Annotated in this window: 1 protein-coding gene; it reads right to left on the bottom strand. The window is 37.4% G+C overall.

Annotated elements, in window-relative coordinates; all coding sequences use genetic code 11:
- On the bottom strand, window positions 1-455 hold a 455-nt coding region (locus ACRRVB_RS00710; RefSeq protein ID WP_432466104.1), incomplete at both ends, for a transposase.

The raw sequence follows: 455 nt of genomic DNA, 5'->3' as shown, positions 1-455 counted from the left end.
CTAGTCCCTGCACTACGGAACCACCTCTTAATACTTCCAAATACCCTTTCTACTTTATAGCGCGTCTTAGATACCAATTTATTAAACCGTTTAGCAGCAGGTGATAAAGGATGATTTCTACTACCTTTCTTTTGAATAGCTGATTTTAATTTCTTGTCTTTTAGTAAAATTTCGTTGGGCAAACCGCTATAGCCTTTATCTCCATAGAGCCTGCTTCCTGCTTTTAGCGATACTTTATCCAATAATATAGGTAAATGGGCACCATCATGACTAGATGCTTTTGTAGTAGTGACTGCCAGAACTAAACCTTCTTTACTTTCTACAAGGACATGTCGTTTATACCCATAGTAAAGATTATGACCTTTTTTGGTCCAACTAGCTTCTGGATCTACCCCTTTTTGATAACTATGAGATACCGATATAGTACCATCCTCACGCAAATCATAGCTCTTTTT

Origin of the sequence: Candidatus Cardinium hertigii (genome assembly GCF_050864855.1) — a bacterium.
GTDB classification, from domain to species: domain Bacteria; phylum Bacteroidota; class Bacteroidia; order Cytophagales; family Amoebophilaceae; genus Cardinium; species Cardinium hertigii_C.
This window is presented reverse-complemented; position numbering and strand designations above follow the sequence as displayed.